General features: G+C 68.8%; 22 protein-coding genes. 16 read left to right on the top strand and 6 right to left on the bottom strand.

Features of this window, described 5'->3' with window-relative positions; genetic code table 11:
- Window positions 1-15 precede the first annotated feature (15 nt).
- Window positions 16-495: a hypothetical protein gene (locus D7X30_RS31655; RefSeq protein ID WP_233591897.1), complete on the top strand. Its 480-nt coding sequence runs from the start codon at window positions 16-18 to the stop codon at window positions 493-495.
- A gap of 34 nt (window positions 496-529) precedes the next feature.
- Here the strand turns inward: D7X30_RS31655 and D7X30_RS31650 are convergent, their stop codons facing one another.
- A complete protein-coding gene (locus tag D7X30_RS31650) occupies window positions 530-931 on the bottom strand; it encodes a hypothetical protein (RefSeq protein WP_120566704.1) in 402 nt (133 codons plus the stop codon).
- A 57-nt stretch (window positions 932-988) separates the two neighbouring features.
- A complete protein-coding gene (locus D7X30_RS31645; RefSeq protein ID WP_120566703.1) occupies window positions 989-2,473 on the bottom strand; it encodes a hypothetical protein in 1,485 nt (494 codons plus the stop codon).
- 76 nt (window positions 2,474-2,549) lie between these two features.
- Here D7X30_RS31645 and D7X30_RS31640 point away from each other — a divergent pair, with 76 nt between their 5' ends.
- The 3 genes from D7X30_RS31640 (at window position 2,550) to D7X30_RS31630 (ending at window position 4,440) form a co-directional block, all read left to right on the top strand.
- Window positions 2,550-3,209: a MarR family winged helix-turn-helix transcriptional regulator gene (locus D7X30_RS31640; protein WP_120566702.1), complete on the top strand. Its 660-nt coding sequence runs from the start codon at window positions 2,550-2,552 to the stop codon at window positions 3,207-3,209.
- 95 nt (window positions 3,210-3,304) lie between these two features.
- On the top strand, window positions 3,305-3,892 hold the full coding sequence (locus D7X30_RS31635) for a protoglobin domain-containing protein (RefSeq protein WP_120566701.1): 588 nt from the start codon (window positions 3,305-3,307) through the stop codon (window positions 3,890-3,892).
- A complete protein-coding gene (locus D7X30_RS31630) occupies window positions 3,892-4,440 on the top strand; it encodes a redoxin domain-containing protein (RefSeq protein ID WP_120566700.1) in 549 nt (182 codons plus the stop codon). The genes D7X30_RS31635 and D7X30_RS31630 overlap by 1 nt, the downstream gene beginning before the upstream one ends.
- 33 nt (window positions 4,441-4,473) lie before the next feature.
- Here the strand turns inward: D7X30_RS31630 and D7X30_RS31625 are convergent, their stop codons facing one another.
- Window positions 4,474-5,481: a hypothetical protein gene (locus tag D7X30_RS31625; RefSeq protein WP_120566699.1), complete on the bottom strand. Its 1,008-nt coding sequence runs from the start codon at window positions 5,479-5,481 to the stop codon at window positions 4,474-4,476.
- 336 nt (window positions 5,482-5,817) lie between these two features.
- Complete coding sequence (locus tag D7X30_RS31620) at window positions 5,818-6,369, bottom strand: hypothetical protein (RefSeq protein WP_120566698.1); 552 nt, start codon at window positions 6,367-6,369, stop codon at window positions 5,818-5,820.
- A 176-nt stretch (window positions 6,370-6,545) separates the two neighbouring features.
- Here D7X30_RS31620 and D7X30_RS31615 point away from each other — a divergent pair, with 176 nt between their 5' ends.
- Window positions 6,546-7,445, top strand: coding sequence for an aspartyl/asparaginyl beta-hydroxylase domain-containing protein (locus tag D7X30_RS31615; RefSeq protein WP_120566697.1), 900 nt, complete (start codon window positions 6,546-6,548; stop codon window positions 7,443-7,445).
- 113 nt (window positions 7,446-7,558) lie between these two features.
- On the top strand, window positions 7,559-8,242 hold the full coding sequence (locus D7X30_RS31610; protein WP_199724602.1) for a DUF72 domain-containing protein: 684 nt from the start codon (window positions 7,559-7,561) through the stop codon (window positions 8,240-8,242).
- A gap of 72 nt (window positions 8,243-8,314) precedes the next feature.
- On the opposite strand, the gene rnhA is transcribed toward D7X30_RS31610, so the two are convergent.
- Window positions 8,315-8,782 (bottom strand): ribonuclease HI, encoded by a 468-nt coding sequence (gene rnhA / locus D7X30_RS31605; protein WP_120566695.1) that lies wholly within the window; start codon window positions 8,780-8,782, stop codon window positions 8,315-8,317.
- Window positions 8,783-8,837: 55 nt separating this feature from the next.
- Here rnhA and D7X30_RS31600 point away from each other — a divergent pair, with 55 nt between their 5' ends.
- The 8 genes from D7X30_RS31600 to D7X30_RS31565 all read left to right on the top strand — a co-directional run bounded on the left by D7X30_RS31600 (window position 8,838) and on the right by D7X30_RS31565 (window position 23,015).
- Window positions 8,838-9,893 carry a Gfo/Idh/MocA family protein gene (locus D7X30_RS31600; protein WP_233591895.1) on the top strand — a complete coding sequence of 352 codons (1,056 nt, stop codon included), beginning with the start codon at window positions 8,838-8,840 and terminating at the stop codon, window positions 9,891-9,893.
- Window positions 9,894-10,051: 158 nt separating this feature from the next.
- Window positions 10,052-10,882, top strand: coding sequence for a hypothetical protein (locus tag D7X30_RS31595; protein ID WP_147443369.1), 831 nt, complete (start codon window positions 10,052-10,054; stop codon window positions 10,880-10,882).
- 100 nt (window positions 10,883-10,982) lie between these two features.
- Window positions 10,983-11,387: a DoxX family protein gene (locus D7X30_RS31590; RefSeq protein WP_120566693.1), complete on the top strand. Its 405-nt coding sequence runs from the start codon at window positions 10,983-10,985 to the stop codon at window positions 11,385-11,387.
- A 110-nt stretch (window positions 11,388-11,497) separates the two neighbouring features.
- Complete coding sequence (locus tag D7X30_RS31585) at window positions 11,498-14,560, top strand: ATP-binding protein (protein WP_120566692.1); 3,063 nt, start codon at window positions 11,498-11,500, stop codon at window positions 14,558-14,560.
- A 90-nt stretch (window positions 14,561-14,650) separates the two neighbouring features.
- Window positions 14,651-15,592 carry a DUF808 domain-containing protein gene (locus D7X30_RS31580; RefSeq protein WP_120566691.1) on the top strand — a complete coding sequence of 314 codons (942 nt, stop codon included), beginning with the start codon at window positions 14,651-14,653 and terminating at the stop codon, window positions 15,590-15,592.
- 99 nt (window positions 15,593-15,691) lie between these two features.
- Window positions 15,692-18,991 (top strand): Ig-like domain-containing protein, encoded by a 3,300-nt coding sequence (locus D7X30_RS31575; RefSeq protein ID WP_147443368.1) that lies wholly within the window; start codon window positions 15,692-15,694, stop codon window positions 18,989-18,991.
- 170 nt (window positions 18,992-19,161) lie between these two features.
- Window positions 19,162-20,835, top strand: coding sequence for a serine hydrolase (locus D7X30_RS31570; RefSeq protein ID WP_120566689.1), 1,674 nt, complete (start codon window positions 19,162-19,164; stop codon window positions 20,833-20,835).
- Window positions 20,836-20,945: 110 nt separating this feature from the next.
- A complete protein-coding gene (locus tag D7X30_RS31565) occupies window positions 20,946-23,015 on the top strand; it encodes a PQQ-dependent sugar dehydrogenase (protein ID WP_120566688.1) in 2,070 nt (689 codons plus the stop codon).
- A gap of 54 nt (window positions 23,016-23,069) precedes the next feature.
- On the opposite strand, the gene ppk2 is transcribed toward D7X30_RS31565, so the two are convergent.
- Window positions 23,070-23,876, bottom strand: a complete 807-nt coding sequence (gene ppk2 / locus D7X30_RS31560) for a polyphosphate kinase 2 (RefSeq protein ID WP_233591893.1) — start codon at window positions 23,874-23,876, stop codon at window positions 23,070-23,072.
- 223 nt (window positions 23,877-24,099) lie between these two features.
- Between ppk2 and D7X30_RS31555 the strand changes: the two genes are divergently transcribed.
- Both D7X30_RS31555 and D7X30_RS31550 read left to right on the top strand, forming a co-directional pair.
- Entirely contained in the window at window positions 24,100-25,716 is a 1,617-nt protein-coding gene (locus D7X30_RS31555; RefSeq protein ID WP_120566687.1) for an efflux transporter outer membrane subunit, read from the top strand.
- A 10-nt stretch (window positions 25,717-25,726) separates the two neighbouring features.
- Complete coding sequence (locus D7X30_RS31550; protein WP_120566686.1) at window positions 25,727-26,737, top strand: HlyD family secretion protein; 1,011 nt, start codon at window positions 25,727-25,729, stop codon at window positions 26,735-26,737.
- Window positions 26,738-26,741 lie beyond the last annotated feature (4 nt).

Genomic DNA, 26,741 nt, shown 5'->3' with positions numbered 1-26,741 from the left:
AACACGAGGACACGCTTGTTCATCCACATCTTCTGCCAGGCGGACAAACCACTCCGCTCTCGAGAAATCGCCCACTTCATCGAGGAAGGAGCCTACTTTGAGAGTCCTCCGCGGCTCACCGTGACCCCCTCATCCTCGCAAGCGGGCGACACGCCGTGGACGGAATTGAAGATTGAATACCAGGCGCGCAAGCGCCCTGTTCTCCTCCATCGCGAGGACAATGCGAAGGAGTTCGCGGAAGACAAGCAGGAAGCCATTGAGGAGCTCCAGCACGCGGCGCTGGCCAAGAAGCACGCGGCGTTGATTTCACGGCTCGAGGACACCCGGCAACTCATCGTGTTTGAGATCGACTCCAAAGGTGCGACTGAGGATTGCTGGGAGATGGTCGACAATCTGGAGGGCTGGATCGCGCGCGAGTGGAAGGGCCTCATCTACGTCGCGGGCGAGGGCTTCTACGATGCCGATCTGAAACCCCTCTGCAAGCTGGCGGGCTGAGCCGTCAGACCCGACGTCCAGTGAACGCGGCGGACTACTCGAGTTGAAGGCCGCAGTCGCTACAGGCGCCCGCCACCAGCGGGGCGGCCGTTCCACAGGCCGGGCAGGGAGGCTCTCCCTCTTCCTCGGTGGCGTCTGATGGGGCGGCGGGCACAAGGCGGGGAGTCGCCCCCTCTGGCACCAGCCCCTCGCGGCGCACCGACTCCAGCCACCCCTGCTGGAGCAGGGCGGCCACCCGGGGCCCATCCTCGGGCCGCACCAGCACCTGGAACTTCGGAGAGCAGCCGACCTTGCCGCACGCCTCACGGTGGACGAGGGCGGGGACGTCCGCGTCCAGGAAGCCCTCCACCATCCTCCGGGCATCCGCGAGTGACAACTCCGCGCACGGCACCAGCTCCGAGTCCGCCAAGGTTCTCTGCACTTCGTCTGGGGTCATGACGGCCGTGATTGGACCTCGGATGAGCCCCCTCCGTCCACCGCCCCTGGAACCGCGTCACGAACCGCAGCCGCGCGCATCCTTCCGCACGAAGACGCGGACCGGTCCCGGGTCCGCCACCTCTTCGAACCGGGCATCACCTTGGAGCGTATCGAGCAACGCCTCTCGTGAGGCCGCTCCCAGGAGGAGCGTGTCCACGCGCGGAGGAACGAGCACGACCTGCGCCCGCTCATAGTGGTGCAGGAGGAAGCGGTCGTAGCCGTTGGGCACGAAGACGATGGAGCGGAAGTCCGTGGCCACCGCGCGCCAGGAAGCACAGGCCTGGACCTGGCGCTCGAAGGCCTGGCGGAAGTCTCCATCCACCGGCGGCATGGGGCGCAGCGGCGGAGACCCGATGGTCCGGTCAAAGCGCGCGACCTGGAGGAGCGCGAGCACGGCGAGCAACAGCGCGGGCACCGTCGCGGCCCAGACAGGGACCCGCCCACGCGCGAGCACGCGCTTCCACGCCTCCGCGAGCCTCCCGAAGCCCGCCGCCGCGCACACGCCCAGCCCGGGCAGCAGGAAGGCGGAGTTGTAGAACCAGAGCAGTCGCTTGTCCGGCGCATCCGCCATGAAGAAGAAGGTGCCCGGAATCGTGCTGACCAGCGTGGCCGCGGGCGAGAGCAGCTGGATCCACCAGAAGCTGCGCTGGAAGACCACCAGCCCGCTGGTGGCCACGTCATGCACCACCCTGCTGGGGTCGCCCAGCGCGGTGAAGGCGACCTGCCCCCACGTGTTGCCGTAGTGCGACCAGAACCGCGTGCCCGAAGGCGTCCCGAGCGCTGGCAGCACCACCGCGACACAGAGCGCGAGGTAGCCCAGCGCCAGCGCGGACACCCCGAGCGCCCTGCGCGTGAGCAGCGCTCGCGGCGGACGCGCCACGGCCGGCAGCAGCAGCAAGGCCGCCGACTGGAACGCGAGGAACAGGCCGCCATCCGGACGCACGCCCAACGTGAGCAGCGCCGTGAGCACGACCCACCGCATCCGCGTCCCCCGCAGGAGCATCACGAGCACCGCCGTGGAGCCCAGCTGGAAGAACACCTCGAAGTGCGCGGAGAGCGCCACCGTCTTCACGAACGGATTGAGCGCCAGGTACAGCGTGAAGGCGACCGAGACCCACGGCCTCCAGACGGCGGGGAGCAGCTCGTGCTCCTCGACCATGCGCTCGAAGAACCAGACCTGGAGCCCGACCGCCGCGTACAGCGCCACCAATCCCAACAGGATGAACAGGAACTGCGAATCGCTGAGCAGGAACAGCGGCGTGAGCAACAGCAGCGTCGGGGTGAAGTGCACCGTGAGGTGGTTGAGGTCCGCGTCCGTCACCCAGAAGGGGCGGCCCCGGTGCACCGCGTTCGAGAACAGGTCGTTCAGGAGCGCGAGGTCGTGGAACGCGAACACCCCACCCCGGAAGGCGCTCCAGACGCAGACCACGGCGTAGATGAACAAGGCTCCGAGCACGAAGTGCCAGGCCCGGAACCGGCGGGTGAACGCGAAGGGATGCAAAGCGGGGCGACTCTGCCACACGAGCGCTCCGCCCGGTCGTCTTGACAACTTAGGAGTCCTAACTTAGATCAAGTGCATGACTGGGAAGCGACCGGGATACTTCGACGAGAACAGCGAACCCATCTCCGCGCGCATCGCGACAGGGCTCCACAAGATCGGGCTCGCCATGAAGCAGCAGTCGTGGCAGCAGGCGAATGGAGCGGGCCTGTCCGCGACGCAGGGACAGATTCTCGCCACGCTAGTCGCGAACGGGCCCCTCACCGGCAAGGAGTTGAGCGAGCGCCTCGGCGTGACGCTTCCCACCATCAGCGACTCCGTCCGCGTCCTCGTCGAGAAGGCGCTCGTGACCCGCTCCGCGGACCCGAGGCACCCGCGCGCCAGCCTCCTGACGCCCACGGCCACGGGCGCCTCACTCGGCGCCCGCGCGCGTTCGTGGCCAGAGTTCATGGCGGACGCGGTCGCGGACCTCTCCCCGGAGGAGCAGCGCGCGTTCTTCGCCGGCATCGTCAAGATGATCCGGATGCTCCAGGAGCAAGGGCTCGTTCCGGTCACCGGCATGTGCGTGACCTGCACGCACTTCCGTCCAAATGTGCGCCCGGGCGCGTCGCCGCATCACTGCGCCTTCGTGGACGCGCCCCTGTCGAGTGAGCAACTGCGCGTCGACTGCCCGGAACACGAACTCGCGGCGGAGTCGGCGCGACGCGAGGTCTGGGAGCAGTTCATGCGTCGCGGCTGACGCCCCCGAGTCTCAAACACGAATGAACACGGCTTTCCGCGGCCACTCCGGCCGACGGCAACGGCGGAGCTCTGCTCCGAGCAGGAGAAGATACAATGAGCAACATCCCCGGCTATACCCACGGCGCCGCGTCCGTTTCGCGCTCGCCGGTCTCCCTCAACGACTTCGAACAGATGAAGGCCAGCGTCCTGTTCGGCGAAGAGGACGTGAAGGCCCTCCGCATGTCGCACGACATCGTGAAGGGGCGGGTCGAGGCCATCCTCGACGTCTGGTATGGGTTCGTCGGGAGCCAGCCTCACCTGCTCGCCTCGTTCAGCGGGAAGACGGACGGCAAGCCCCTGGGTGACTACCTCACCTCCGTCCGCAAGCGCTTCGGCCAGTGGATCCTCGATACGTCGAGCGCCCGGTACGACCAGGCCTGGCTCGACTACCAGCACGAGATCGGCCTGCGCCACCACCGGGTCGGGAAGAACAAGACCGACGGAGCCCCTTCGACGGACCTCGTGCCCTTCCGGAACCTGTTCGCGCTCATCTTCCCGGTCACCTTCACCCTGCGCCCCTTTCTGGCCGAGCAGGGCCACTCCGCGGAGGACGTGGAGAAGATGCATGCGGCGTGGGTCAAGTCGTGCCTGTTGCAGGTGACGCTCTGGGCCCACCCCTACGTCAAGGACGGGGACTTCTGATGACACCGCGCCCCGCACCGGACTGGCGGACGACCGACTGGCTCAATACGCCAGAGCCGCTCACCCTGGAGCGACTCCGCGGCAAGGTCATCCTCCTCCACGCCTTCCAGATGCTCTGCCCAGGCTGCGTCGCCCGGGGCATTCCGCAGGCCCAGCGCGTCGCGGAGGTCTTCGCGGGCGCGCCGCTCGTCGTGGTCGGACTGCACACGGTCTTCGAACACCACGAAGCCATGAAGCTCGAATCCCTGCGGGCGTTCCTCCACGAGTACCGGGTGAGGTTCCCGGTGGGCGTGGACGCACCGGGCGAAGGTGGCGACCCCATCCCGCGGACCATGAGGGCGTACGCCATGCAAGGAACGCCGACGACCGTCCTCATCGATGCGCAGGGACGTCTTCGCCGGCAGGTCTTCGGCATGCACGACGACCTGCAGCTGGGGGCTGAACTGCAAACCCTGCTCCTCGAGGCCCAGACGGGCCCCGCATCCGGAGCGCAGCGGCCTGCACCCCAGAAGGTCCCCGCCGCCTGTGACGACAGCGGCTGCAGGTAAGCGCGGAGTCATTGGCCGCGAGGGCGGGACTCGTCACAGGCAGTTGGAGTCCACGGGCAGGGTGTCCTGCTGCACGGTCTTGAAGGTGAACAGGCACAAGGCGCTCGCGCCCTGCTCCATGAAGACCCCGCCGTAGAGCGTCGCGTGGCCCAGCCGCGCCGTGCTCCCCGCCTTGAGGTACACGGACGTTTCGTAGCCTTCGATGGAGGACTGGTCGATGCCCATGCGGACCCCGGGCGGCGGAGCCGGGAAGTCCGCGTAGATGCCCAAGGCCCCTCCCGTGCCGGTCCCCTTCAGGCGGCTGGAGCGCACGGACACGCCGGGCGTCTCCGCGTGCAGGGCCGCGGACAGCCCGGCGCCTCCGCTGAAGACCTGCGAGTCCACGATGTCCACGCTCTGGGCCGCCGCCTCCACACCGAAGCTCCGGGCTCCGTTGCTCGCGCTGGCATTGACGAATACGCGGCGCAGGAAGCCGAACTTTCCGGCCACGCCCACGCCAATCACCGACTCCACCGCGCTCGCGGTGCCCTGGGCGACGGCCTTGGAGTCCTCCAGCGTGATGCCCACCTGGTCGAACGCGAACCCCATCACCCGGCCCCGGTCCGACGTCGCCTGGGATTCGACGCGCGACAGGGTGATGCTATTGGCGGACTGGTAGTGCACACCAAAGGTGAGGGATTGGCCCGCGAACGCCTCCGCCCGGACTTCGCTCACCGCGAAGCCATCGTCGCTGTTGAAGATCGCCACCGACCGCGTCCCACCGCCCGTGTTGATCACGGAGAGCAGGCGCAGCCCCGCGCCAGAGGCGCCCACCACCGAGCCATCCCCGGCCGTCGAGGACGTGATGCGCGACACGCCCACGCCGCTGCCCTCCAGGAACACGCCCCGCTTCAGCACCAGGCCCGCCGTCCCCAGGTCATAGGTGCCGGCGCCGAGCTTCAGCACCCACGTCTGCGAACCATCGGAAGGCACCGCGTCCACGGCGGCCATGAGCGCGGCGCCGGACTCCAGCGCGGTGGCTTGCAGGGGGATGATCCGCACGCGCGCGGCCAGAAGCCCGTCCGTCCCGGAGCTGCCCGGCGCTCCCGCGGGCCCGACGTCACCGCGAGGCCCCTGGGCTCCCGCGGGTCCCGTTTCGCCTTGAGGCCCCTGCGCTCCCGCGGGCCCCGATTCCCCCTGGAGCCCTTGAGGCCCTTGAGGCCCTTGAGGCCCTTGAGAGCCCACGGTGCCCTCACCCTTGCAGGCGGACACGAGCAACACCCACGGCAACAGCGCACGGCGGACAGACGAAAGACTCAAGGACAGCTCCCCCTTTGGACTTGAAGGAGCCCAGTCTGTCCGCTCGCGCGGTGGCATTGGAATGGGTCCGCCGGAACCTCAGCCCATCCTGCAGACCTGGAAGCTCATGTCGTCGCAATACCAGCCCCGGCACTTCGCGCCCCGGATGAAGTAGTTCTCGGGGGCCTGATAGGGGGCGGTCTCGTCGGAGATCCAACCGGTCCAGTGGCAGTCCACCGCGGTGGGCCCGGTGATCTTCGTGCACTCCAGCGAGACGTTGTCGCAGTAGCCGCCCGTGCAGGACACACCCGTCACCCAGGAGCCCGAGGGGCAGACGGTGGGCGTCGAGGTCTCCTCGGAGAATGCCGCCGTCCAAGCCTTGCTGCCAACCACGGCGCTGCTTGGAATGTCCCGGCAGCTCATCGACACGTTGTCGCAGCCGGTGCCACTACACCCCATCAAGTAGGCCACCATCCGGCTGGGGCAGTTGATGGGCGGCAGCTCCTCCGACGTGGTGCCCGCGGATTGCGTCGCCGCCTGCTCCACCTGCTCGATCCCAAACCCGGCTTCGGAATCCATCTCATCGGCGGGGCCGCAGGCCGGGGTGGTCAACAGGAGGGTCAGTGCCGCGAACAGGGACAGTCGCATCATGGTGTGAAACCTCTCAATGAGTGGGCGTTGCCCCGCTGTTACGCTCGCGTCCGGAGTTATTCCCGTGGCGTGTCCGAGGAGGGACCGGGTCATCCGCGAACGGGGCAGCGCCACCCCTGGACGCTGCATTCGCCGCCGGGCTATGGCTTGCGCCTCTCCATCGGAGGCACCGCACCATGGTCGCGCAGACATCGCCTCAGGAAATCACCGCGCAGGTGCGCCAGCGCATCGTCGACCTGGCCCGGCAGGGCGGCTACGTCGACGCGGTCCTGGGCGCGGGGCCGGAGCTGGACCGGCTGAAACACTATCTGCGCATGCTCATGGGCCAGGTGCCCGCACTGCCCGTCAGGCCTGACCAGTCCCCCACCATCTTCCCGCCGTTCCCCGGCCTGGATGAGCACCCGTGGCGCGACCCGCCACCACCGGCCGCGAAGGCGCTGGAGGGCTGCCTGGCCGCGGTGACGCGCGACATGGAGCGGCTGGAGAACGCGGACCTGCTGCACTACGACTCCGGCATCGTCGGCACTGGCCACTGGTCCGTGCACCCCATCTACTTCGGCGGTGAGCGCACCGACCGCCTCTTCTGGCCCCAGCTCGCCATGGAGGAGACGGCCGAGGTGGTGCGGTCGCTGGACGGCGAGTGCACCGACTTCCCGCTGGCGGACGTGCTGTTCTCCTCGCACGCGCCCGGCACCACGCTGACGCCGCACTGCTCATGGGACGGCTTCCGGATGCGGCTGCACCTGGGGCTCAAGGTGCCGGAGGGCTGCGGCATCCGCGTGGGCTCGGAGACGCGGCACTGGCAGCCGGGCCGCGTGCTCACCTTCCACGACTCCTTCGAGCACGAGACCTGGAACCGGGGCACCGAGCGCCGCGTGGTGCTCATCGCCGACTGCTGGCACCCCGGCCTCACCGTGCCCGAGCGCGAGGCCCTGCTCGGCCTCACGCGCAAGTTCGAGGTCCGCGCGATGCTCGCCCAGCTGCGCGTGCCGGAGACCCTGTCCGAACCCCTCCTCGTCCGCTTCGCGGAACAGGAACGCACGGACGCCCAGGTGCGCCGCTTCTGGCGCGGGTGAGGGTGAGCATCGCGCCGGTCCGTGCCTAGCTTCTCCGGGTGCGACACGGACCTTCGAACCCCTCTCACGAGCGCTGCCGGGTCGGCTGTGCCGGCTGGAGCCTGTCGAGCGCGGTGGGTGAACACTTCCCTACGACGGGGACCCACCTGGAGCGCTACGCGCGCGTCCTTCCCGCGGTGGAGCTCAACTCCTCCTTCTACCGGCCGCACCGGCCCGGCACCTACGCCCGCTGGCGTGACAGCGTTCCGGAGACGTTCCGCTTCGCGGTGAAGGTCCCCAAGGTCATCACCCATGAGCTGCGCTTGCGCGACGCACGCGAGCCGCTCGAGCGTTTCCTGAGCGAGGCGGGCCACCTGGAAGCCAAGCTGGGATGCCTGTTGGTGCAGCTGCCGCCCAGCCTCCAGCACGAGCATGAAACGGCCCACGCGTTCTTCCAGTCCCTGCGGGAGCGGACCGCGGTGGACGTCGTGTGCGAGCCCAGGCACCGGACCTGGTTCACGGACGAGGCCCGGCAGGTGCTGGACGACGCACGCATCCGTTATGTGAGAGCGGATCCGCCCGCGGTGAGCGCGCCCCAGCCTCCAGACGCGGAGGTCGTCTACTACCGGCTGCACGGCTCGCCGAAGATGTATTACTCCGAATATTCCCAGGCGTTCCTGGAGGCCCTGGCCGTGGAGATTGCGGGCCACGAGCAGTCCGGCCGCCGGGTGTGGTGCATCTTCGACAACACGGCGGAGGGCGCGGCCCTGCCGAATGCCCTATCATTGCTGCACCTCGATGCACGACGCCCGGAATGAGCCCATCACCGCACGGATGGCCCGTGCGCTCGTCTCGCTGGACGAGCGCATCCTTCCGCGAGCACCCTGGGACTACCGTCCGAGCCGGGCCGCCAGCTCCAACCGGGCCGCCACGGCCAGCGCATCCGCGCGGTTGTTCTCCACGTCATCCGAGTGGCCGCGCACCCAGTGCCACGTCACCTCATGAACGCGGACGGCCTCCAGCAGCTCGCGCCACAGGTCCGCGTTGGACACGGCCTTCTTGCCCGACGTGCGCCAGCCATTGCCCTGCCACGTGTCCAGCCACTTCTCCGCGAAGGCGTTGCACACGTACTTCGAGTCGGTGAACACCTGGACGCGGCACGGCGTCTTCAGGGCCTTCAGCGCGACGAGCGCCGCGGTCAACTCCATCCGGTTGTTGGTGGAGTCCGCCTCCGAGCCCTGGAGCTCCTTGCGGTAGCCCTGGCGTTCGGGAGCGATGAGGATGGAGCCCCAGCCTCCCAGGCCGGGGTTCGGCGAACAGGCGCCATCGCAGTAGATGTGCACGAGCGGGAGCGACATCGGACGCGCACCCTACTCCATCCGCGTCCGGCGTCCCCCGGCTAGAGTCTGGACCGTGAGCGACTTCCCCACCACCCTCCCCCACGTCGAGGCCATCCCCCTGCGCGGAGGCCCCGTGCTGCGCTGGGGCGTGCTCGCTCCAGGGCGGATTGCCGGTGGCTTCGTCTGGGCCCTGCACCGGCACACCGACCAGCGCGTCCACGCGGTGGCCTCGCGTGACCCCGAGCGCGCCCGGCGCTTCGCCGCGCAGTACGGCGTCCCGCGCGTCCACGAGTCCTACGAGCAGCTCGTCGCGGACCCCGACGTCGACATCGTCTACGTCGCGTCTCCCCACAGCGAACACAAGCGACAGGCCCTGCTCGCCATCGCCGCCGGCAAGCACGTCCTCGTGGAGAAGCCGCTCGCGCTCGACGCTGGCGAGGCCCGCGACATCGCCCGGGCCGCTCGCGCCGCGGGCGTCTTCGCCATGGAGGCCCTGTGGTCGCGCTTCCTCCCGCAAACCCTGCTCATCGAACGGCTGCTGCGGGACGGCGTGCTCGGCGACATCCGTCTGGTCATGGCGGACTTCGGAGGCTGCTTCGACTTCGACCCCGAAGGCCGCGTCTTCAACCCCGCGCTCGGCGGTGGCGCGCTGCTCGACATCGGCATCTATCCCATCTGGCTCGCGCACCTCGTGCTCGGCCCGCCGCCACACATCCACGCCACGGGCACCCTCACCCAGACAGGCGTGGACGGGCAGGCGGCCCTCATCCTCACGTACCCCACGGGCGCGCAGGCGCTGCTGCACACCACCCTCTTCGCGGAGACACCCCAGGAGGCCGTCATCGCGGGGACGCACGCGCGCCTCCAGCTCGACTCGCGCTTCTTCACCCCCGGCGGCTTCACGCTGAAGGCCGCCAGGTCGGACCAGCGGCTGCGCTGGACCGACCCGTCCGGCATCCACGGCAGCGAGGGCCTCGCCTGGCAGGCGGCCGCCGTCGCGCTGCACATCGCCGAGGGACGCACCGAGTCACCCCTGCACCCGCTGCAACACAGCATCGCGTTGCTCGAAACCATCGACGCGGCGCGAAACCAACTGGGCGCCAATCGTGACGGGCCGCGTCGGAAATAACCGCAAACGCCACAAAACCAGTATTCCTGTGACCTGAACCGTCACAGCCTCCACACGGCAATCATTGCCATCCGAGTGACTGTCTCGGTTGGGGGCAGTGGTCTGTCCATTGCAGACATCTGGCCTCCGCTGTCCACCCCGAGGAGGAATGGATGTCCATGATGCGAGCAGGAATGTTCGTGGGCCGGCTGCTGACGGCCACGCTGGTGGGAGTATTCGCGGGCTGTCAGGGGGAACCCTCGCAGGAGGAGGCCAAGGCCGCCTCCGCGTCACAGGAGGTCATGGCGGCCCCGCGGAACTGTGTGCAGCGCTTCGAGGGCATCGCCCACTGTGGCACGGGCAGCGCGGCGCTGAAGTCCACCGACGAGGGCCTGGTGGTCACCGGCTTGAACAGCCTGGAACAGGACGGCGTCGTCGGCCTCATGGGCCGCGCCGAAAGCTGGCGGCAGAAGTCCATCGTGGACTTCGGCGCGAGCGATGAGGGCATCCGGTTCTACGGCCGCAACGAGGACCAGGTCATCAGCACGCTGTCGCTGGCCCCGGACCCGAGCAACCCCGATGGCGGCATGCGGATGCTGCCCACGTTCACCGGAAGCCCGGGCGGCTCCTCCTACGCCATCAACGTGCGCAACCAGGGCGAGATGGTGGCCATGATGCTCCCGCACCGCTGGTGGGAGTGGTCCTCCGTGCAGATCTGGGCGTACATGGACCGCATGCGCCACCCGGACCTGTACTTCGGCGTGGAGGGCTTCGGCGTGACCACGGGCGTGGGCCGCGTGGGGGCCTGCATCTGGCGCGTGCGCTTCCAGGAAGGCGCGTTCACGGTGAACCTGGAGGATGGCCGCCAGGTGACGGGTGATGAAATCGAGTTCGTGGAGCAGCTCGATGACGGCGCCTATCCCTACAGCGCCTTCACGCACATCGGGATGACGGGCGCGGTGGACAAGCTCACCATCGTGGAAGAGACCGTGGTCCAGAGCAGCAAGTGACGCCTCGGGCCCGTGCGCGGCGTGGACACGGGCCCGCCGTTATGGTTCACGGGCGCGTGCCGGGACCTTCCATCCCCCGGCACACGCTCGGAGAACAACCATGGGATTCCTGCGGCCCCACGCTGAACGCATCTACGCACTGCTCCGCATCGCCGCGGGGCTGATGTTCATGCTGCACGGCATGCAGAAGGTCTTCGGCATGTTCGGAGGGATGCCCGCCGGGGCGCCACCGTTCATCGTCTATGGCGCGGGGGGCATCGAGTTCCTGGGCGGCCTGCTCGTGGCGCTCGGGCTGTTCGCCGGCCCGGCGGCGTTCATCTCCAGCGGCACGATGGCGTTCGCCTTCTTCATGGGGCACGTGGTCCCCAACGGGGGCAACCTCAACCCCCTGCTGAACCAGGGCGAGCTCGCGGCGCTCTACTGCTTCGTCTTCTTCTACATCGCCGCTCACGGCTCCGGCATCTGGAGCGTGGACGCCGCGCGCCGGGGCCACTCCCGCACGTAGCCGCCCACGGGGTGGCTGGCTGCTCGCCCTCCAGTGCCTGCGTCGAGGGGTCAACCTTCCTCCCACACGCCCCGCCCGGCCTCGGGGCCGTGTGCTAACGAACTTGCTCGATGAGCTCCTCGACCTACTCGCGCGCGCCGGCTCCCAGCGACCCCGAGGTGCGGAACACACCTCACCGCGTGGGCCGGGAGGAGCCCTTCATCCAGCACGGCGGTGAGATGGGCGCCCTGATGCGGGCCCATGACTGGTCCAGCAATTCGCTTGGCCCGCTCGAGCACTGGCCCCAGTCCCTGCGGACGTCCGTCAGCACGATGCTGCGCTCGCCCTACCCCATCATCCTCTTCTGGGGCCCCGAGCTGCGCATGCTCTACAACGACCCGTTCCGGCCCATCCTGGGGGCGAAGCATCCCCAGACGCTGGGCGCGCGCGGAAACGAGGCGCTCGTCGAGGAGTGGGCGCAGTTGGGGCCGCTGATGCAGCGCGCCCAGGACACGGGCGAGCCCATCTACATCGAAGACGGGAACGTCAACTTCGCGCGCCGCCCCGGTGGCCTGCGGGAGGAGTCCTACTTCACCTGGTCCTACAACCCGACCATCGGCGAGTCGGGAGAGATCGCCGGCCTCTTCGCCATCGCGAGTGAGACGACCCGGCAGGTGGTGGGTGACCGCCGGCTGGGAATCCTCCGGGAGCTGTCCATCCGGATGGCCCTGGACAAGAAGGTCGAGGACATCTTCCGTTCGCTGGAGGAGGTGCTGTCGCAGGCGGCGTACGACGTGCCCTTCGCGCTGCTCTACGTCGTCAAGGCGGAGCAGGCGCGCCTGGTCAGCTGCGCGGGCCTGGAGCGTGGGGGGACCGCCGCGCCCGTCGCGCTGGCGCTGGACGACACGTCCTCCTGGCCGCTCGCGAGTGTCACGCGGTCGGGACAGGAGGTCCTGCTCGAGGACCTCCACCAGCGCTTCGGGCCCCTTCCCGGCGGGCCCTGGCCCGAGCCCACGACGCGAGCGCTCGTCCTCCCGGTGTCCATGGGCGTGGAGACGGAGACCACGGCGGTGCTCGTGGCGGGCCTGAGCCCCCTGCGCGCGCTGGACGACGAGTACCGCGGCTTCCTGCAACTGCTGGCGCGGCAGCTCAGCGCCAGCATCGCCAGCGCCCGCGCCTATGAGCAGGAGAAGCAGAGGGCGGAGGAGCTGGCCCGGCTGGACGCGGCCAAGACGGCGTTCTTCAGCAATGTCAGCCACGAGTTCCGCACCCCGCTCACGCTCATCCTCGGCCCCATCGAGGACGCGCTGGCGGGGACGCCGAAGTCGTTGGAGGGAGAGCCGCTGGAGCTGGTGCGCCGCAATGCCTTGCGGCTCTACAAGATGGTCAACACCCTGCTCGACTTCTCCCGGATGGAGGCGGGACGGGCCCAGGCCCGCTACCTGCCCGTGGACCTGTCTGTCTTCACCACGAACCTCGCGAGCACCTTCCAGTCCGCGGTGGAGAGCGCGGGCCTGCGGCTGGTGGTGGACTGTCCTCCCCTGCCCGAGCCCCTCTACGTCGACCCGGAGATGTGGGAGAAGGTTGTCCTCAACCTGCTCTCCAACGCGGTGAAGTACACCTACCGCGGGGAGATCCGCGTGAGCCTCCAGTGGGAGGACGCGCAGTCCGTCCTTCGCGTGGAGGACACGGGGGTGGGCATCCCCGAGGAGGAGCTCCCGCGCGTCTTCGAGCGCTTCTACCGCGTCCGCGTCACCCAGGGCCGCAGCCACGAGGGGACGGGCATCGGACTCGCGCTGGTGCAGGAGCTGGTGAAGCTGCATGGGGGCAGCGTCGCGGTGACGAGCCAGCTGGGAAGGGGCACCACCTTCACCCTGCGGCTGCCGCGGGGGACGGACCACCTGCCCCCGGAGCGCGTCGAGCGCACCTTCCGGCCAGGGCCGGTCCCCTCGGGCGCCATCCCCTTCGTGGAGGAGGCGCGCCGCTGGTCCACGGACGTCAGCGCCATGGACACCGGGGCGCCGCCCGCCTCCGCGCCGCTCTCGCCAGAGGTCTCCGCGGAGCTCGCGCGCTCCCGCATCCTCCTGGTGGACGACAACGCCGACCTGCGCGCCTACGTCACGGGTCTGCTCAAGCACGTCTTCCCGCACGTGGAGGCCGCCAGGAACGGACAGGACGCGCTGGAGCAGGCGCGCGTCCGGCCGCCGGACCTCATCCTCTCCGACGTGATGATGCCGGTGTTGGATGGCTTTGGCCTGGTGCGGGAGCTGCGTGCCGACGAACGCACGCGCGCCATCCCCATCATCCTGCTGTCCGCGCGGGCGGGCGACGAGGCCACGGTGGAGGGCCTGCGAAGCGGCGCGGATGACTACCTGGTGAAGCCCTTCTCCGCGCGCGAGCTGCTGGTGCGGGTGCGCACCCAGCTGGACATGGCCCGCGTGCGCCGGGAGGTGGTCCGCAACGAGGTGGAGAAGGATTCGCTGCGCGAGTCCGTGCGGACGCGGGACGACTTCCTGCGGCTCGCCAGCCACGAGCTGCGCACGCCCGTGAGCGCCCTGTCGCTCAGCCTCCAGTCCCTGGTGCGCGGCCTGGACGCCGGGGCCCTGGACGCGAACCCGGAAGCCACCCGGCTCAAGGCGCGGACGACCGAGAAGCACCTCCAGCGCCTGGCGCGCCTGGTGGAGCAGCTGGTGGACGTGTCGGAGTTCGTCACCGGACCGCTGGACCTCTCACGGCGGGAGGTGGACCTGGCGGAGCTCGCGGCCGCGGTCGTGGCCCGGTCGCGGGAGAAGGCCCTGCGCGCGGACTGCGTCCTCACCCTGGAGGCGCCCCTGCCGGTGGTGGGGAGCTATGACCCCACGAGGCTGGAACAGCTGCTCGACAGCCTCGTGGACAACGCCCTCAAGTTCGGGACGGGCAGGCCCGTGGAGGTCACCGTGGCGCGCGCGGAGGGCCGGGTGAGCCTGGCGGTGCAGGACCATGGCGCCGGCATCGGGCCGGAGGACCAGGAGCGCGTCTTCGGGCGCTTCGAGCGCGCCGTCCCCGCCAATTACCACGGCGGCTTCGGGCTGGGACTGTGGATGGCCCGTCACATCGCGGAGGCCCACGGGGGGAGCATCCACCTGGAGCCCACGAAGGGCGGAGGCGCCACCTTCACCGCGGTGCTGCCGTTGGAGCTGAGCCCGGGTGGGTGACCCGCCGTCGCTGGAGCGCGGCTCCTCCAGCTGTGCTAATCCGCGCTTGCAGCAGGGTGACGTCCCCACCCCCCAGCCCGGAAGACATCCATGGCAGGCAGCAGCCTGATTGCGCTCATCGACGACATCGCCACCATCCTGGATGACGTCTCCATCCTGACGAAGGTGGCGGCGAAGAAGACGGCGGGTGTGCTGGGAGACGACCTGGCGCTCAACGCGCAGCAGGTGACGGGCGTGAACGCGGACCGCGAGCTGCCCGTGGTGTGGGCGGTGGCGAAGGGCTCGCTCGTCAACAAGGCCATCCTGGTGCCGGCCGCGCTGGCCATCAGCGCGCTGGCGCCCTGGCTGGTGACCCCGCTCCTGATGGTGGGCGGCGCCTTCCTCTGCTTCGAAGGCGCGGAGAAGCTGGCGCACAAGCTCCTGCACGGCAAGGAAGAGGACGAGGCGCACCACGCCGAGCTGCGCAAGACGCTGGAGGACCCGAGCGTCGACCGGGTGGCCCTGGAGAAGGACAAGATCAAGGGCGCGGTGCGCACGGACTTCATCCTCTCCGCGGAGATCATCGCCATCACGCTGGGCACCGTGGCGGAGGTGGACTTCGCCACCCGCGTCTCGGTCATGGTGGGCATTGCCCTCCTCATGACGGTGGGCGTGTACGGGCTGGTGGCGGGCATCGTGAAGCTGGACGACGCGGGCCTGTACCTCAGCCGCAAGGGCAGTGGCTTCGCGCAGGGCCTGGGCAGGGGAATCCTCCGCGCTGCGCCGTGGCTGATGAAGTTCCTCTCCGTGGCGGGAACGGCGGCCATGTTCCTGGTGGGCGGCGGCATCCTCGTGCACGGCGTCTCCGGCCTGCACCACGCGGAGGTGTCCTTCACCGCGTGGGCCGGGCGCGTCCCGGGCGTGGGCAACGTCCTGGGCGGGCTCGCCCCCATGGTGCTCAACGCCGCGGTGGGCCTGGGCGCCGGCGCCCTGCTGGTGCTGCTCGTCACCCTGGGCCAGAAGCTGTTCAAGGGCCGCGCCGCCAAGAAGTAGCCAGGTCTCCCCTCGCCATGGGTGGGATTGCATGAAAGCAGTAATTCGTGCAATCACGGGTGTTGGATGTCTTCACGAGTCCAGCAGAGGGGGAGTTCCATGCAATCGCGTTCCTGGCTGCGGGGCAGCCTTGTCTTGTTGTGTCTCAGTTGTGGTCCCACGTCGTCGGAAGACGCTCCGGAGCCCGTGCAGGCCCAGTCCCGGACGCGGGCCGAGCAACTGGTCGCGGAGCGCGGCTTCGACCTCCGGGATGTCTCCCTGGTACCGGACGCGAAGGGGGTGCAGCAGACGCTCCACTTCCGGGGCGTGCCGGTCTGGGGCCTGGAAGCAAAGTCAGCGCAGGGCCAGACCTTCTTCTCCAACGTCCGGTTCCAGCCCACGGGCGCCGTGGAGACGGAGGCCCGGCTCACGGAAGCCCAGGCCCGGGACGCCGCGCTCGCGGCCCTGAAGGACGCCACCGCGAAGGTGGAGTCCGCGCGGCTCGTGCTCGTGCCCACGGAGGTGCGCCAGCTCCGGAAGGACGCGGCTGCCCCGCGCCTCGCCGGTCCCCGGAACGCCGAGGACTTCGAGCGGGTGGTGACGGACCTGCGGCTCATCTACCTGCTCAAGCTCGGCACGGCCGGGGACGTGTCCAGGCGATGGCTCGCGCAGGTGGATGCACGCTCCGGAGAGGTGCTGCGCCTGGATCCGCTCAGACACACGGGCGTGCAGGGGACGTTCAAGAAGGCCCGGGGCACGGGCTACTACGCGGGCGCGGTCAACCTCTCCGTGTTCTCCGAAACCCTGGGAGGGGCCACCTGGCTGCGGGACGTGTACCACAATGACTATTACGCCTACGTCTCGCAGGGTCGGGGCGGCTACTATGAGCTCTATTACACCTCGGACCTGATCCTGGGTGACGGGCTCCGATACAGCGGAGGAGGCCCGCTCGGGACCAACGGGGAGACCGCGGCGGTGGACACCTACCACGCCGTGGGCCTGGCGTGGTCCATCTACGAGACCGTCCTGGGGCGCGCCGGCCCGACGGGAAACGGCACGACCTTCGACATCCAGGTGCACGTCAACGAAGCGAACGCCTTCTATGACCCCGACGAGCACAAGCCGATCCTCCAGTTCGGCTACCGCGCCCTCGGCGTCAATCCCAAGACCCCGTTCACGACCACCGACGTCGTCGCCCACGAGATGGCCCATGACTTCTTCGCCCGGGAGCTGGCGGGGGATCCCGCGGAGATTCCGTACGAGTATTCGGAGCGGGGCGGGCTGAATGAGGGCACGGGAGACATCTTTGGTTTCGCCACCGAGCTGCTGCGCGACGCGAAGCGGGCATCGTCGACGTCGACGAACATCGATGGGGTGGTGCTGAAGCCCTCGAACCTCACGATTGCCGAGGAGACGGGCGCAGTGGTCCGCAACCTCCTGGAGCCCACGTATGCGAAGTGGTTCGCGGACATTGGAGGCAGGGACCCGCACTTTTCCGGAGGCCCCCTGAGCCGGATGTTCCTGCTGCTGGCCTATGGTTGCAGCACGCAGACCACGAGCCCGTGGCACTGCGACCTGGTGCCCGAAGGGTTCAGTGGCCTGGGGCCCACGGAAGCGCTGCGCATCTGGGCGCAGGCTGTGCAGTTGATGCCGATGGACACGGACTACCTGCAGGCCCGCCAGGCGGCGCTCGCGGCGGCGACCGCGCGGGACGGCGTTCACGGCGGCCCCCGGATGAAGGCCGTGGCGCGGGCGTTCGCGGCCGTCAACGTCGGTTACAAGCCGGACTCGGTGCCGCCGCAGACGACGCTGAGCTGCCGGCAGGTGAACCAGGACATCGAATGCACCGGCACCATCACCGACGCTGAGTTGCCGGACCAGTACACCACCGCGCCGCGGCTGGTGGTGGACGGCGGCGCGCAGATCAAGACGCTGTCCGGCTGGCAGTTCGAGCAGACCCTGCCGGGCGCGGCGCTGGCCCATGGCAACCACACCATCCGGCTGGAGGCCTGGGACTACTGGGGCAACCTGGCCACGCGAACGGTGACGGTCGCGATGGACAAGCAGGCGCCCACCTTCTCCGTCCTGCGCTCCGGTACGCCGAAGCAGCCCCTCTACTCCGTCACGCCGAGCGACCCGTCCGGAATCCAGGCCGTGGACTTCAGCGCCGACGGCCAGTTCATGGCCGGCATCTTCGTGCCCCCCTACGAGCACGCGCTGGACACCTCCACCTGGACCGATGGCACCCATGACGTGGCCATCAAGGTCTTCGACAAGTACCTGAACGCCGCCGTCCAGCACTTCAACCTGAAGGTGGACAACACGCCGCCCGGCTTGACGATGACGGTGGGAGCGGGCGACGAGGCGCCGTTCACTGTGAATGTCTCGGTGACGGACAGCTCCGCGGTGACGCGGGTGGACTTCAAGGTGGATGGCTTTGTCTTCGCCACGCGGACGAACGAAGCCACGGCGTATCAAGCCAGCTACACGCCGCCGGATCCGCTGGCCCACAACCTCACCGTGGAGGTGACGGACGCCTTCGGCAACAAGGGGACCACCTCCCTGGCGGCCCCGCTCGACCGCAGGCCCCCGGCGGTGACCTTCACCAAGACGCAGCTGAGTTCGCTGGTGCGTCTGAATGTCAGCGTGACGGACGGCTGTGGCGTCGAGTATCCGTATGCGCTGTATGTGGACGGGACGCTGGTGGCGCAGCCCACGACCCCGTCCTACGTGCTGGAGTTCGGGGACGCGATGGCGGCGGGGGCTCACACGTTCCAGGCCGTCGTTCGCGACCTGTGCGGCAACACGGCGAACTTCGTGACGTCGTTCATCAAGGACCTCACCCCGCCTGTCATCACCGGCATCATCCGGGACGACACCCAGCCGAAGAAGCCGAAGTTCACCGTGCAGTGCACGGACACGGAGGGCGTGCACCACGTGGAGCTGCGCGAGGGGGGCTCCGTCACCCAGACGGACACCACCGCGCCCTATGAATTCGTGGTCGACACCACGGGCCGCGCGGATGGTGATTACTCACTGCTGTTCCAGTGCACGGACATCAACGGGGTCTCCAGCTCGCCGGAGACGCGCACCGTGACGGCGGACAACACCGGGCCGACCATCAACCTCACGCTCTACGGCTCGGGCCGCTCCTACCTCATCTCCGCGGAGCCCGCGAGCGACCCTCGCGGCATCCAGTCCATCACCCTCGCGCATGTCCTGATACCCGCCTTCTCCGCCACGCTCACCCAGGCGGCCTGGTCCACGTGGTGGAACATCCCGGGCACCGGCTCCATCCAGTCGGACATGCTGTTCTCCGTCACCGCCAAGGACAAATGGGGAAACACGTCCAGCAAGTCGCTGTATTGCTCGGTGAATACCGCCTCCACCGTGGCGCAATACCGGACCTGTCACCCGTGAGCTGACGCAGCCGGGGAGCATGAATGGGCATGCTCCCCGGCCGTGCGGCCCGTTCGCCGCACGGGGGTGCCCGTTCACCGCGGGCCCGTCCCCACCGGCTGAACACTCCCACAGCGTGGCGTCAGGGCAGGCAGGGTGGCTCCGTTCACCTCCTGCCCTGGAAGCGCTCCATGCCGCGCAAGCTGCTCGTGTCGTCGTTCCTGTTCGCCGCGCTCACGTGTGCCTCTGCCCTGGCCGCGGACACTCCGCCCAGAGGCCGCCACAAGCAGGTGGATGCCCTCTTCTCGCAGTGGAAGAGCAAGACCGCGCCCGGATGCGCCGTGGGCATCTCACGCGACGGCGTGCTGGACTACGCGCGAGGCTACGGCATGGCGGACCTGGAGCACGACGCCCCTGTCACGCCGCGCTCGGTCTTCTCCATCGCCTCCATCTCCAAGCAGTTCACTGCCTTCTCGATTGGACTGCTGGCGCAGGAGGGCAAGCTCTCGCTGGACGATGACATCCGCAAGTACGTGCCGGAGCTGCCCGCGTATGCAAAGACGGTCACGCTCGCGCACCTGATGCATCACACCAACGGGTTGCGTGAGCAGGGACAGTTGCTGAACCTTGCGGGCTGGCGCGGTGACGACGTGTCCACCGAAGCAGACGTCCTCTGGGCGCTGAGCCGGCAACGCGGCGTGAACTTCGAACCGGGCGCAGAGGTCCTGTATGGCAATGCCGCATACACGTTGCTGGCGGTCGTGGTGCGGCGTGTCTCCGGCCAGTCGTTGCAAGCGTTCGCCCACGAGCGGATCTTCAAGCCGCTCGGGATGACCGACACCCGCTTCCGCGAGGACCACACCGAGCTCTTTTCCCGGCGCGCCTGGGGCTACACCTCCCGCGACGGCGGTGGCTGGCGCCTCAGCGTCTCCAATTCCGACCATTACGGCGCGGGCAATCTGTTCTCCACGGTTGGCGACCTGCTGAAGTGGGAGCAGAACCTGCTCGACGCACGCGTCGGTGGGCAGGCGCTGGTCGCGTTGGTGCGGACCTCCGGCAGGTTGAACGACGGCACCGTGACGGGCTACGGCGGCGGCCTCCGGTTGATGGGGTATCGCGGCCTGGACATGGTGAGCCACGACGGCATGGACGGCGGCTACCGCACGGAGGCCCTCCTCTTTCCCGCCCAGCGGGTCGCCGTCGTCACGCTCTGCAACAGCGGGCTGATTGACGCCAGCGTGCTCGCCCGGAAGGTCGCCGACGTGTACCTGGGCGCGCACCTGAAGGAAGAGCTGCCGCCCGTCGTGAAGATGGCGGAGACGGAGCTGTCGGCGCTGGCGGGCGACTACTGGAGTCCACTGACGGATGAAGTGGTGCGGCTGGAGCTCAAGGACGGAGCGCTGCGCCAGATCGGCATGCCCACCGCCTTCGTGCCCATGGGCGATGGTGCGTTCCGTCCAGGCGAGTCGATGCACGTCTGGCGTTTCTCGACCCCACGCGAGCTGAGCATCCGGGACGCCTGGCCGACGACGCGGCCCTTCGTCCGCGTGAGCGAGCCGAAGCCCACGGCTTCGGCATTGGCGGCCTTCGCGGGGCAGTACCGCAGCGACGAGGTCGACATGACCTACACGGTGCGCGTCACGGACGGGAAGCTGGCCATCCGCTGGCCGCGCCGGGACGAGGTGGTGCTGGAGGCCGTCGGTGGAGACCGCTTCGCCGGCTCGCTCGGCGCGGTCACGTTCACGCGGGCGGCCTCCGGCGGAGTCGACGGGTTGACCATCAGCAACCGCCGCCTGCGCCGGTTCCGCGCGGAGCGGCTTCAGAGAGCGGAGCCGGTGAGAGCGGCTTCGGCGGCAGGCAATTGAACCTGGGGGCCTGTTGATAGCCGCTCAACACCCGCCGGTGCGTTCCAGAGAGTTCACTTGAGGTCTTCCACGGATTTCCTGAAAGAGGAGGAATGCAAAGGAGCGTCTCAATGAATGTTCGTCACCTGCTGGCCGGAGTCCTGGTCACCGTCACTGCTTGTGGAGAAAAGCCGGAGGACGGCCCCGAACTCCAGACCCAGACCGCCGCGGTGGTCGCCGGCTCGCGGCTCGTCAGCGTGCAGTCCGGCCGCTGCCTCGACGTGGCGCAGAACAGCCAGACCGCGGGGCAGGAGCTCCACATCTATGACTGCCACAGCCAGGACAACCAGCGGTTCCTCTTCACGCCGGAAGGCGAGCTTCGCGCGTTCGGTGGCTCGTGGTGCGTCCAGCCGGAGACCGCCAGCTCCGGGGCCCGGGCCCTCATCGCCGCCTGCAATGGGACGGCGAACCAGCGGTGGGTCCGCAACACCGCCGGCGCGGTGATCCACACGGCGACCTCGCTGTGCCTCGACGTGTCCGGGCAGGCCACCGCCAACAGCTCGAAGGTCATCGTCTGGACCTGCAACGCCCAGACGAACCAGCAGTGGTCATTTCCTGCCGACACCCAGGCGCCCACCGTGCCCGCGGGGCTCGCGCTGTCCAACGTGACGTGCAACTCGGCCACGCTGTCGTGGTCGCCGTCCACGGACAACCAGGGCGTGGCCTTCTACGACGTCTACCATGACGGCCAGCTGATGAAGTCCGTCTCCGGCGCCACGGTGTCCACCGGGCTGACCGTGGTCCCCGGCGTGACCTGGGGCCTGTATGTGAATGCGCGGGACGCGGTGGGCAATGTCTCCCAGGGCAGCGCCACGCTCTCCATCACCCCGCCGCAATGCCAGGCGGACACCCAGGCTCCCAGCATCCCGACCGGCGTCACCGCCAGCGCGTCCGGCACCAGCGTGACGGTGAACTGGACCGCGTCCACCGATAACGTGGGCGTGAGCGCGTATGACGTGTTCCGGGGCGGCGTGAAGATTGGCACGGTGGCCGGCTCCCCGCCTGGGACCACCTTCGTCGACAGCGGTTTGTCCGCGAACACGGCCTATACCTATGCCGTGCTCGCCCGCGACGCCCAGGCCAACGCGTCCGCCCAGAGCACGTCCGTGACGGTCACCACCGGCCAGGCCTGCGCGAACGCTGTCTGCTCCGTCATCCAGGTCGCCACCGACACGGACATCCCGTGGGGCCTGGTGAACCTGCCGGACGGGACGGCGCTCTACGGCCGCCGCGACGCGCAGAACATCATTCGCCTGGACCCGGCGACGGGCCAGAAGACGTCCGTGGGTACCATCCCCAACGTGCAGAGCACCGACGGCGAGGGCGGCCTGATGGGGCTGGAGCTCTCCCCCACCTTCGCCACCGACCGCTGGCTGTACGTGATGCACACCTCCCCCACCGACAACCGCATCGTGCGGCTGCGGTATGAGAACGGCGCCCTCAACACCGCGTCGCTCCAGGTGCTGCTCCAGGGCATCGGCCGCAACAAGTTCCACAACGGCGGGCGCCTGCGCTTCGGCCCGGACGGGAAGCTCTACGCGTCCACGGGGGATGCCCAGAACGGCGCCTACGCCCAGGACATCAACAACCTGGCCGGCAAGGTGCTGCGCCTCAACGCCGACGGCACCGTCCCGTCCGACAACCCCTTCGGCAACTACGTGTGGAGCTACGGCCACCGCAACCCGCAGGGGCTGGCCTTCGACTCCCAGGGCCGCCTGTGGGAGCAGGAGTTCGGCAACTCCGTGATGGACGAGACCAACCTCATCCAGAAGGGCGGCAACTACGGCTGGCCCAACTGCGAGGGCACGGTGTCCCAGGGCGGTTCGGGCTGCGCGACGGCCGGGTACATCGCGCCGAAGCAGACCTACTCCACGGCGGACGGTTCGTGCTCCGGCATCGCGGTGGTGCGCGACGTCCTCTACGTGGCCTGCGCCCGCGGCACGCGCCTCTACCGCGAGGTCATCAGCGGCACCAACCTGACCAACGTGCAGCAGTTCTTCGTCGGCACCTACGGCCGGCTGCGCACCGTGGAGCCGACCCCGGACGGCAACCTCTGGATGACCACCACCAACCAGGGTGACAAGGACAGCATCCCCAACAACAGCAACGAGCGGATCTTCCGCGTCGTGCTGGGCCCGTAGCGAGCGTCCCGGACACCGAAGCGCCGTGACGAAGGGCTCACCTCGTCACGGCGCTCAGTACAGGTCGGGGATGAAGTTCCGCCCCTTGAGCGAGGCGTCGTCGTCGTACTTGCCATGCGTGGAGCGGGGGGGCAGCTTCACCTTGGCGCGCTTCACCTTCTCGTAGGGAATCTTCTCCAGCAGGAAGCGGATGCAGTTGAGCCGCGCCTTCTTCTTGTTGTCGGACCGCAGGATGTGCCAGGGCGCGAAGGGCGTGTCCGTCGCGGCCAGCATCTGATCCCTCGCCTTGGAGTAGTCGTACCAGCGCTTCCAGGACTTGATGTCCATGGGGCTCAGCTTCCACTGCCGCAAGGGGTCGTCGATCCGCGCCGCGAACCGCCGCGCCTGCTCCTCCTTGCCGACCTCCAGCCAGATCTTCAGCAGGAGGATTCCGCTGTCGACCATGTACTGCTCGAAGACGGGGCAGCCCATCAGGAAGCGCTCGTGCTCCTCGGGCGTGCAGAAACCCATCACGGGCTCGACGCCGGCCCGGTTGTACCAACTGCGGTCGAAGATCACGATCTCGCCCGCCGCCGGGAAATGCGGCACGTACCGCTGCAGGTACATCTGGGACTTCTCCCGGCTCGAAGGCGCCGGGAGGGCCACCACGCGGAACACCCGGGGACTCACCCGCTCGGTGATGGCGCGAATCGTTCCACCCTTCCCCGCCGCGTCCCTGCCTTCGAACACCACGATGACGCGCATCTGCGTGTGCTTGACCCACTCCTGAAGCTGACAGAGCTGGGACTGGAGCTTGCGGAGCTCCTGGGTGTAGGCCTTTCGCTTCAGGGGCTCTTTGCGGGTGTCCTGTGCCATGGCCATAGGGTTGTGCGGCCCTCCGGTACGCGCAATGCGTGCCATTGGGGAGGGCGTCCGCCAGCCGGGAACGCGCACCGGGTCTGACGGATGACAGCCCTTCCGCCCCCAGTCCGTGTCGGGCATGGGCCAGCGGACATCGGGGATTGCCCCCTGGGGCATCCGGACAGCTCGTACTTCCGCGCGCATCCCTCCGTGCGGAATCTCCCCGCCCATCGAGGTGTCGCGAATGCGGGGGACGGCCAGCGCCATGCAGGGGATGAAGCCGGGATTCGCATCCTTCGTCGGCACCGTGCCGCTGCTCGGCGTCCTCGCCGCGCTCTCCGGGTGCGCGGTCGGCCCCGACTTCAAGAAGCCCGAGGCCGCGGTCGCCAAGGAGTGGCGCACCCAGGGCGACCCGCGCCTGTCGACGCAGGCCGCGGTCGACACCCAATGGTGGAAGTCGTTTGGCGATCCCTCGCTGGACCGGCTCGTCGAGCTCGCCGCCAGGCAGAACCTGCCGCTGCAGATCGCGGGGCTGAGGATCGTCGAGGCTCGCGCCCAGCTGGCCATCCTCACCGGCCGGCAGTATCCGCAGTTCCAGGCCCTCAACGCCAGCGGTGCAGCGGTGGGGCGCAGTGAGAACTCAGCCGCGGCCAATCCCATCAACCTGCAGAACCTGGGCTCCATCGACCGCCACTTCCTGGAGTACCAGCTGGGCTTCGACGCGCTGTGGGAGGTGGACTTCTGGGGCAAGTACCGGCGGGGCGTGGAGTCGGGGACCGCGAGCCTGCTCGGGTCGGTGGCGGACTACCAGTCCTCGCTCGTCTCGCTCACCGCGGAGGTCGCGCGAACCTATGTCCTGGTCCGCACGTACGAGGTGCTCATCGCGCAGGCGCTGGAGAACGTGCGCATCCAGGAGGAGGGCTACCGGATCGCCGAGTCGCGCTTCAGCAACGGCGTCACCTCGGAGCTGGATGTGACGCAGGCCGCGACCCTGCTGGAGAGCACCCGGGCCACCATCCCCCAGCTGGAAGCCGGGCTGGAACAGGCTCGCAACGCCATGAGCACGCTCCTGGGCCAGCCCACGGGCGAGGTGGAGGCGCTGCTGGCGGGCCCCAAGCAGATTCCGGTGGCGCCCGCGACGGTGGCCGTCGGCATGCCGGCTGAAATCCTGCGGCGACGCCCGGATGTCCGCAGCGCGGAGCTGTCCGCCGCCGCGCAGTGCGCCCGGATTGGCATCGCGGAGGCGGAGCTCTATCCGAGCTTCTCCCTGTTCGGGTCGATCGGGCTCCAGGCGAGCACCAGCGCCGCGGCCTCCGGCAACCTCTTCTCCCTGGGCAGCCTCTTCTATTCCGTGGGCCCCCGGATCGTCTTCCCCTTCCTGAACTACGGCCGGCTGAAGAACGGGGTGCGAGTCGAGGATGCGCGGTTCCAGCAATTGCTCGTCAACTACCGCAACACGGTGCTCAAGGCGGCCCAGGAGGTGGCGGACGCCTTGACGGGATTCATCCACGCCCAGCAGGCCATGACCTTCCAGCAGGCCGCGGTGAAGTCCGCGCAGCGGTCGGTGGAGCTCGCGGTGGTGCAGTACCGCGAAGGCGCCGTGGACTATCAGCGCGTGCTGGACGCGCAACGGTCGCTCCTGGAACAGCAGAACAACCTGGCCCAGACGAGCTCCAACATCGCCACGAACCTGGTCGCCCTCTACAAGGCATTGGGCGGAGGCTGGGAGGTCCGCCGCAACCAGCCCATCGTGCCGGAGCCGATGCAGTCCGAGATGGAGCAGCGGACCCACTGGGGCGACATGCTGTCCAAGCCGCGGACGCAAGAAACCAAGACGGTCTCGCAACCCGTCAAGCCATAGAGAGTCCGCCATGCCCTGGAAGCCGAAAGGGAAATTCAAGTGGATCATTGGGCTGGTCGCCCTCGCGATCGTCGCGTTCATCGGCTTCAAGTATTGGAAGGGGAAGAAGTCCGCGCTGCCGGAGGGAATCGTCTCGGGCAACGGCCGCATCGAGTCAAAGCTGGCGGATGTCTCCGCGAAGGAGCCCCTGCGGGTGCGGGAGGTGCTCGTCAACGAAGGCGACCTCGTCAAGCCAGGGCAGGTGCTGGTGCGCCTGGACACCACCACGCTGGAGTCCAGCCTGGCGGAGGCCAACGCGAACGTCGCGGCCACGCAGGAGAAGCTGGCGGTGGCCGAGGCGGGCATCGTCAAACAGAAGAGTGAGATTGAGCTCGCCACCATCGAGGCCGAGCGCGCCCGGAGGTTGGTGGCGCAAGGCGCCGGCTCGCAGCGGGACGTGGACGTCCGGACGAGCCAGCTGGAGACCACCCGGGCCAGCCTGGCGGAGGCCGAGGCCACGCTGAAGACCTCGCGGGAGGAGATCGCAGTCGCGCGAGCCAACGCGGCGACGATTCAAACGCGCATCAACGACGCGACGCTCAAGTCCCCGGTGACGGGCCGGGTCCTCTACCGCCTCGCCGAGCCCGGCGAGGTGCTGTCTCCCGGCGGACCGGCGCTGACGCTCGTGAACCTGGAGGACGTCTTCATGGAGATCTTCCTGCCCGCGAGCGAGGCCGCCCGCGTGAAGATTGGCTCCGAGGCGCGCCTCACCGTCGACTTCGAACCCAACCGTTCAATCCCCGGCTACGTGTCCTTCGTGTCGCCGGAAGCGCAGTTCACGCCCAAGCAGGTGGAGACGAAGAGCGAGCGGGAGAAGCTGGTGTTCCGCCTGAAGCTCCAGGTCCCCCGGGAGCTGGCCAGCCGCTACGTGGAGCGCATCAAGACAGGCATCCGCGGCGTCGGTTACGTGAAGGTGGACCCTGACGCGGCGTGGCCGTCCCGGCTGCAGAACGTCGTCACGGCGGAATCCGAACCCCACTAGCCCG

Origin of the sequence: Corallococcus sp. AB011P, assembly GCF_003611605.1 — a bacterium.
Classification (GTDB): domain Bacteria; phylum Myxococcota; class Myxococcia; order Myxococcales; family Myxococcaceae; genus Corallococcus; species Corallococcus coralloides.
Note: the sequence above shows the minus strand (reverse complement) of the source record. Positions and strands in the feature narration are given on the sequence as shown.

Coding starts and splice junctions, on each gene's coding strand:
- D7X30_RS31565 (WP_120566688.1), top strand. CDS start 20,946: ATGAATGTTCGTCACCTGCTGGCCGGAGTCCTGGTCACCGTCACTGCT.
- D7X30_RS31590 (WP_120566693.1), top strand. CDS start 10,983: ATGGGATTCCTGCGGCCCCACGCTGAACGCATCTACGCACTGCTCCGC.
- D7X30_RS31630 (WP_120566700.1), top strand. CDS start 3,892: ATGACACCGCGCCCCGCACCGGACTGGCGGACGACCGACTGGCTCAAT.
- D7X30_RS31620 (WP_120566698.1), bottom strand. CDS start 6,369: ATGATGCGACTGTCCCTGTTCGCGGCACTGACCCTCCTGTTGACCACC.
- D7X30_RS31575 (WP_147443368.1), top strand. CDS start 15,692: ATGCAATCGCGTTCCTGGCTGCGGGGCAGCCTTGTCTTGTTGTGTCTC.
- D7X30_RS31585 (WP_120566692.1), top strand. CDS start 11,498: ATGAGCTCCTCGACCTACTCGCGCGCGCCGGCTCCCAGCGACCCCGAG.
- D7X30_RS31635 (WP_120566701.1), top strand. CDS start 3,305: ATGAGCAACATCCCCGGCTATACCCACGGCGCCGCGTCCGTTTCGCGC.
- D7X30_RS31555 (WP_120566687.1), top strand. CDS start 24,100: ATGCGGGGGACGGCCAGCGCCATGCAGGGGATGAAGCCGGGATTCGCA.
- D7X30_RS31595 (WP_147443369.1), top strand. CDS start 10,052: ATGATGCGAGCAGGAATGTTCGTGGGCCGGCTGCTGACGGCCACGCTG.
- D7X30_RS31570 (WP_120566689.1), top strand. CDS start 19,162: ATGCCGCGCAAGCTGCTCGTGTCGTCGTTCCTGTTCGCCGCGCTCACG.
- D7X30_RS31650 (WP_120566704.1), bottom strand. CDS start 931: ATGACCCCAGACGAAGTGCAGAGAACCTTGGCGGACTCGGAGCTGGTG.
- D7X30_RS31550 (WP_120566686.1), top strand. CDS start 25,727: ATGCCCTGGAAGCCGAAAGGGAAATTCAAGTGGATCATTGGGCTGGTC.
- rnhA (WP_120566695.1), bottom strand. CDS start 8,782: ATGTCGCTCCCGCTCGTGCACATCTACTGCGATGGCGCCTGTTCGCCG.
- D7X30_RS31580 (WP_120566691.1), top strand. CDS start 14,651: ATGGCAGGCAGCAGCCTGATTGCGCTCATCGACGACATCGCCACCATC.
- ppk2 (WP_233591893.1), bottom strand. CDS start 23,876: ATGGCCATGGCACAGGACACCCGCAAAGAGCCCCTGAAGCGAAAGGCC.
- D7X30_RS31615 (WP_120566697.1), top strand. CDS start 6,546: ATGGTCGCGCAGACATCGCCTCAGGAAATCACCGCGCAGGTGCGCCAG.
- D7X30_RS31640 (WP_120566702.1), top strand. CDS start 2,550: ATGACTGGGAAGCGACCGGGATACTTCGACGAGAACAGCGAACCCATC.